The sequence below is a fragment of the Dehalococcoidia bacterium genome (genome assembly GCA_028711995.1).
Taxonomy (GTDB): Bacteria; Chloroflexota; Dehalococcoidia; order SZUA-161; family SpSt-899; genus JAQTRE01.
The window spans coordinates 1-6,769 of the sequence record JAQTRE010000152.1 but is presented as its reverse complement, the minus strand read 5'-3'; the positions used below and the strand labels follow the sequence as shown (position 1 = coordinate 6,769).

At 50.8% G+C, this 6,769-nt stretch carries 7 protein-coding genes; 2 read left to right on the top strand and 5 right to left on the bottom strand.

The features are described 5' to 3' along the window. Window positions 1-754 (bottom strand): pyruvate formate lyase family protein (locus PHV74_14150; protein ID MDD5095498.1); only part of this gene is annotated, 754 nt, incomplete at its 3' end. A gap of 326 nt (window positions 755-1,080) precedes the next feature. Between PHV74_14150 and PHV74_14145 the strand changes: the two genes are divergently transcribed. Beyond that, the gene (locus PHV74_14145; protein ID MDD5095497.1) at window positions 1,081-2,163 is read left to right on the top strand and encodes an IS630 family transposase; all 1,083 of its coding nucleotides are present in this window, start codon (window positions 1,081-1,083) and stop codon (window positions 2,161-2,163) included. Between the two features lie 267 nt (window positions 2,164-2,430). Continuing rightward, the gene (locus PHV74_14140; protein MDD5095496.1) at window positions 2,431-3,381 is read left to right on the top strand and encodes an Lrp/AsnC family transcriptional regulator; all 951 of its coding nucleotides are present in this window, start codon (window positions 2,431-2,433) and stop codon (window positions 3,379-3,381) included. A gap of 482 nt (window positions 3,382-3,863) precedes the next feature. On the opposite strand, the gene PHV74_14135 is transcribed toward PHV74_14140, so the two are convergent. The 4 genes from PHV74_14135 to PHV74_14120 form a co-directional block, all read right to left on the bottom strand. After that, window positions 3,864-4,136: an integrase core domain-containing protein gene (locus PHV74_14135; protein ID MDD5095495.1), complete on the bottom strand. Its 273-nt coding sequence runs from the start codon at window positions 4,134-4,136 to the stop codon at window positions 3,864-3,866. A 231-nt stretch (window positions 4,137-4,367) separates the two neighbouring features. Next, on the bottom strand, window positions 4,368-4,505 hold the full coding sequence (locus PHV74_14130) for a hypothetical protein (protein ID MDD5095494.1): 138 nt from the start codon (window positions 4,503-4,505) through the stop codon (window positions 4,368-4,370). Further along, a complete protein-coding gene (locus tag PHV74_14125; protein MDD5095493.1) occupies window positions 4,492-5,946 on the bottom strand; it encodes a CoA-binding protein in 1,455 nt (484 codons plus the stop codon). Before PHV74_14125 ends, PHV74_14130 begins: the two co-directional genes overlap by 14 nt. Window positions 5,947-6,234: 288 nt before the next feature. Further along, on the bottom strand, window positions 6,235-6,769 hold a 535-nt coding region (locus PHV74_14120; protein ID MDD5095492.1), incomplete at its 5' end, for a hypothetical protein.

Genomic DNA, 6,769 nt, shown 5'->3' with positions numbered 1-6,769 from the left:
ACTTGATCATCCCCTTGCTGGCGATAATCATTGCCTGAAGAGTGTTGATCTTATCGATGTATTCATCGCCGGAGATACTCTCGTTTTTCAGTTCGGCTCCAAGTTGGCGCAGTCTGTCTTCGGCCTTCCCGATGACTCCACTCAGTCCCAGATCGAAGAGCGTTTGATAGTTGGGAGACCCCAACCCCTTCTGTGATGACCATTGGGCGGCCCAGGTCATCTCCGTCATGCCCGTCGGACCCAGAACTTTATTTATCTCATCAGGCAGAATTGAGAGAACTCGGTCATTAATGGTTTTTCCTTTCCAGTAGTCGCGGATTTTCTCCCACTGGGCCCTGCCGCGTTCATCCACCATGTGCGCCAGATCGCGCTTAAGGGCCTTGTCCATATCTTTCCACTGGAGTTCAGGATGGATGGGCAGACCATAGGGATCGCTGGCAATATTCCCCACGATCAGTTCATCATCGCTGATGTAGATCGTCATGTGGCTCAGAATATGATTCATCGCCCTGGCTCTCCTGATAACCTCATGCTGCCCCTCGGTGGACTGGTAAGATTCGGTCATGAGTCTTGCCGTATCAAAGCAAATCCTGACCCCCGGCAAATAGGTGAATTGCGTGGTCGGACCCTTCGGGCCAACTATCCTTTGAACTATCGTGCTCTTGCGAACCCTCTTGCTCTTGAGTTTCTTGGCCCTCTCCCCATTAGCGAAGCGAGATGACTTTTGCGCACCTTTTGGCATCTTCATCACCATGATCTGACCTCCTTCTTGTTCGTAGCACTGGGACGCCCAATACCTGATCGGGGCTTATGCCATTCTCCCCTGTTCGATTTCCCTTATATGGTTACTGTTCGATCATCGTGTACGATCTATTATCATAAGTATGCCATCGCTTTTGACCAATGTCAACTACACTAAGCCATATTACGATTGTAACGATACCTATAACATTAAGTTGAATACCAAAGCAACTATTATATAGTGCAATATAGCAGTATATGGGGTTTATACATATCGGATCTAGTGCATCGGCTCCGTAATATCTATACAATAGACCTCTTTTATGGTATCATCGAGGTATGTGGAAACCTGCCAACGCCTTGGCGATGACGGATGAACAGAGAAAGACCTTGGAAGTATGGACTAGAGCGCGAACGACTCCGCAGAGGATAGTGTTGCACGCACGGATTTGTCTGATGGCGGCAGGAGGGAGGGCGAATAATGCCATTGCGAGGGAGTTGGGCACATCTCGCGCCACTGTGATCCTCTGGAGGAAGAGGTTTCAGGAACAGGGATGCCATGGAATCTCGATTGATGCCCCACATGGGACCAGCCCACGCCGCTTGAATGCCGATAAGGAGAAAGCCATCGTGGAAGCGACGTTGCATACAAAGCCGGCCGGGGAGACACACTGGTCGACGCGATCGATGGCTCGCGCTCAGGGGGTGAGCAAGTCGACTGTGCAGCGGATATGGGATGCTCACGGATTGCAGCCCCATCGAGTCGAGACATTCAAATTGTCCAAAGATAAGCGCTTTGTGGAGAAGCTTACCGATGTAGTAGGAGTCTATCTTAACCCTCCCGACAAGGCAGTGATCTTGTGCATAGACGAGAAAAGCCAGATTCAGGCACTGAATCGGATGCAGCCTGGACTCCCGATGAAGCGCGGCCGTTGCGGAACCATGACCCATGACTACAAGCGAAATGGAACGACATGCTTGTTCGCAGCTCTGAATGTACTAGAAGGTAAGGTCATTGGTTCTTGCTTCTCCAGACATCGTCATATCGAGTTCCTGAAATTCCTACGGACGGTGGACAGAGAAGTCCCCGCAGAATTGGATATCCATGCGATCCTGGACAACTACGGGACTCACAATCATCCCAAGGTCCGGGCCTGGTTGGCAAGACACCCCAGGTTTCATCTTCACTTCACACCCACCGGCTCATCGTGGCTCAATCTGGTTGAACGGTGGTTCGGAGAGATCACCCGCAAGCGCATCCGCCGCGGGTCTTTCGATAGGACCCAGGAACTTATCCAAGCCATTGATGAGTACATCCAGGTAACCAATGAAAATCCAACGCCATTTGTTTGGACAAAGAAAGTTGATGTCATTCTGGAAAAGGTAAACCGTTGTAAAGCCATTGCTGAGACACTACACTAGGAGAGGAAGCCTCGGTCCTCCAGTTCGATGCAAGTTTGACGACCCAGGGGATTAAAATTGTGTGATAATATAGATTAGGCACAAATGTTGCTATCAGTTTGAGGAGTGATTATCATCTATCTAACTCACCAAGCACGTGGATTTCAAAGGTTGGTATAGGTACACTAGCCAGACAAGTCAGGCAACCAAAACATAGGTGAACTGAGGTACTCGGCTGATGGCATTGGAGAGCTATCGATGGTTGAAGGTTCACTTCAGGGAGGTGGAATGGAACGAAAACATGCAGAACTGGAACTTGACGGGCTTGACCTGAGGATGGTGATGGAACTGGAGACTGATGCCAGACAAAGCGCGCAAAGCCTCGCGGCTAAATTGAAAACAAGTCCCACAACTGTTCAAAGGAGACTCCAGAGACTGCTTGAAGCACACGCGATCAAAATGATTACGCAAACTGATCCGGCGACTCTCGGATTCCCAACGAGGGCAGTCATTGGAGTAAATACGCACCCCGGCAAGGAGGATAGCGTCGCTGACCATCTGTTATCCTTCCAGAATACTCAATACGTGTGTCTGACTACGGGTCGTTACGACATCCTGCTCTACGCAGTCTTTCGCGATATGCAGGAATTGGTCAATTTCGTCGACCTGAAATTAGGCAGCATTCCTGCCCTGACGCGCACTGAAGAAGCAATGATCCTGAAAACTGTGAAGAACTCCTGGATGTATCTGAATGGCGAAATCGGTGCTGTGGGACAGACTACGCATCGGGATGTTGATGAATCGGAATTGCAGCTGATAAGAGAGCTAGAGCTGTGCCCCAGAGAGAGTATCACTAACCTCAGTAGCAAACTGCAAATAAGCAGGAAGGCGGTAAGACGAAAGCTGCAAAGTCTTATGGATGACGATATCATAAAGATCCGTAGCGTTATCAACCCATCGGCGTTTGGCTTCGGTATGCAAGCCGTGATATTTGTGGGAGTCTCTAATGGCAAGATTATCTCTGCAGTGAATACTCTGGCTGAGAATAGAAAGATCCCTCACATGGTCATCATAACCGGCCCATTCAAACTGTTGTTACACGTGATTTTTCGCGATATGGAGGAATTGATGCTATTCCTCAAGAATGACCTTGCCAATATTCCCGGTGTTGTTTCTTATGAGACATTGATCCTGCCGCGTACAGATGCAGCCTTTGGGCTACTAACTCAAAAGTGGTGAGGTCGGATGTCAAGGGTGAACACCAAACCAGTTATGATGCCAGATGTCCGGCACAGACACTCTGATAGGGTCCTAGAACGTTGGGCTGAAGGCCAGCTTGAAAGTTCTGCCATCGTACCCTCAGCCCAACCTGAGAAGATTGGAACTCACTGGAGGAGTAATTTGAAGGTCCTAGATAGAACCCTTCAAAGAACATTCACGGCCATGTTCCCCTTTCCTTGAGCGCCTCTGCGATGCCTTATTGAGTTGTCGGCGCGTCGTGCGGCTTAGTTTAGCCCGTCCATGTCAGTACACTGACGTTGATAATACAGCACTAATTTTATCGTAAACTAAACCCAAAGTCGGGGAGTAGCGCAGCCTGGTTAGAGTGCACGGTTTGGGACCGTGAGTGTGGCCGCGGGTGTTGTCAATCAGCGAAATGGGACACTTTCTGAACAAACACCTTTGGGTATTCAGGCGGTGGAAATAAGCTCTGTGAGGGCCTAGTTGTAAGCTCTGCGATGGTGTAGTGTTTGTATCCGCACCTGCTTTCGGCGTTGCAGGATCTGCTCTCTCCTGCCATATAAGACATCAGCAGGCGTGACGTTGCCGAGTGCCTGGTGGTAACGGCGATAGTTATAGTAGTCGACGAAGTCGGCAATCGCCTGTTCCAGCAGGCTGGGAAGCTCATAGGGTAACTGGTTCACTTCTCGTTTCAGAGACTGCTGATAACGCTCCACCTTGCCGTTGGTTTGAGGATGGAAGGGTGCAGACAGAATATGCCGGATGTGTACCGTCGGTGCTGGTCCAATTGACCAGCCTCGGTCACTGCTATATGCCAGAGGACGTCGGCTCTTTTCCTAACTGAAGTCAGTTTACTATCTTCGGGAGTTCATGCCACCTTCCCTCTTGATGGGAGAGGAACACGGTAAGGGCGGATTCCCACAGAATCCTGAATCCCGATCCTTGGCACCTGATTTTTCCTGCACCACTGGATCAGAGGTTTCCTAGATTATCTCTTCTTCTTTCAACTTGACGATATCATCCCTCATGGATATTCCTCCGCCCAATTCTTCCTGAATATCCTTGGCCTGGGCGGGGGGCACTTGCCAATCCGCAGCTTTTGCGCTTTCACTGCCTTTCATCCTCAAGCCGACTCAGAAAATTCCAATACCAGATTACATTAGCGATGGCCTTGGCCAGCCTGGGAAAGGAGGGGTAAGTGGGAATTTGTGCATTGCAGCAAACCTGCTCGAATTCCTTGTCCTCATCTGCGGCTAAAGGCGACTGCGAAAGCACTATCAATGGTTTGGCCTGAGTTCTTCTGAGATTCATGAAAATGCCGGATAGGTTGTCGAGCAGGTCCTTGCCTCTGGCATGGTAAACGAGGCTTGCCTGCAAATGCACCACGACCATATCTATATTGGGATCGGCAAAGACTAACTTCATCGCTTGAGCAAAAATGTCCGGGCAGGCCGCACTCGCAGCTCCCAAATCTACCGGATTCTGGAATATGCTGCCGGCTGCAGGCAGGATGCTCTTGAGGCTTGTGATCGTCTTGCCGGAGAGCACAGGAAGTTGCAGCCCCTCTCGAGCGCAGGCATCGGACGCGGCAACGCATGCTGCACCGCCCGCACCGATGACTCCGCAGATGACCGCCACTCGCCTTCCCTCGATTTTTGGAAAATGATGCAGAGCCAGTATTGTATCGGCAAGCTCTTCGATGGAATTTACATTGATGGCTCCAAACTGTCTCAATCCAGCCTTCCAGATCGCTTCGGACCCGCCAAGTGATGCGGTATGAGAAGCCGTGGTTCTGGCACCGGCCTCGGTAAATCCTCCCTTCAAAACCACAATCGGCTTTGCTGGCGATATGTCCCTGATAAGTTGAAGGAATTTCCTGCCGTACTTCATACCCTCCAGGTAAGCGCCGATTATCTGCGTTTCAGGATCGGCGCCGAGGTATTCCAGAAAGTCCACACTGTCAAGGTCGCTCCCGTTTCCCAGGCTAACCAACTTGCCAAAACGGATTCCGCGCGCCAGACCCAGTTCCATGAAAAATCCGGCATTGCCGCCGCTCTGGCTGAGAAAAGCCGCCTTCCCTGCCTCCAGTTCATGCGGCAGCATCTGCCGCCACATTATTCTCATCTTTTTGGCAGAGCTTCCAATGCCAATGCAGTTAGGCCCGATGATTCTTATTCCAAGATTTCTAGCCTTTTGCACCAGTCTGCTTTCGAGTTCGCGGCCCTCTACGCCCGACTCGGAAAATCCGGCGCTGAATATCTGCACCACCTTTACACGCTTTGTGTGGCACTCATCCAGCAGGTCGAGAATCTGATGCTTGGGAATAGAGACAATCACATAATCTACGGGTTCCGGGATGGAGCTTAGAGATGGGAATATCCGCACGCCTGATACGTCACCGCCGGCGGAACCGACAGCATACAGATTACCTTTGAAACCGCCTTCTAGAAGAGTGGTAACATATGCATTACCTGATTTTCGCCCATGCTGGGAAACGCCCACCACTGCAATGGAACCGGGATGGAATATCGAATCAATCTCCTTGAACTTATCTTGATCCATTGGGATTCTCGGTTAATCTGTGATTTCCCATGTCAACTCGTATTAGGGCTATGCACTTCACTCAACCTGATTCAGGAACTGGGTTGAAAAACCTGTCGCAGCAGTTTATTGAACCGGAACGCGAATCTGGTCAGTAGACCGTCTCCTGATCATTTTCGGTTTTCCGCCGCTTTTCCGATGGTAGGTTGAGTCAAGTGCATAGCCCTAACTCGTATTGAGCTGGCCTCGTCCCTCTTTAGCCCAACTTCCGCAGTTTCGAATCTGGGGGGGGTCTCCCGAAGGTAAAGTCTACACTACATTTTCGTGAATTCTCATTCGCTGGGGCAGATGCAACCCAAGCATCTGGAGAAGAATTGCCTGAGCCTTGGTCGGTTGGGCGATACAGCGATTGCGAATCACGAATCCTTGCTTTGTCGGGAGGGTCACATCGACGACTTTGATTTGGGCAATATCGTCGAGCACCTTTCTGGGCTCGCTGCCAAGTCCGGCCCTTTTGCACATTTGCCCAAGCATCTTCCACAATACATAGGCAAGGAAGCAGACCAAAATATGAGCTTGAACCCGCTCCTCTTTCTGATGCCAGATGGGCCTGATCCTCAAATCGCCCTTCTGGATGCGGAAGGCAGCCTCAGCCTCGGTCAGTTGAATGTAGGCACGCCAGAGTTGTTCGGCATCCCAATCGACGATATTGCTTCGCAGCAGGTAACAGCCTTCGCTTACTTCAGCCCACGCCCGCCATTCCTCCAGCTTTTTCCACACTACCTCAGCCCCACCATCCCTTCGTTCCGTAACCTCGATCCGGAACAGGGCAGCGGCCCGGCTG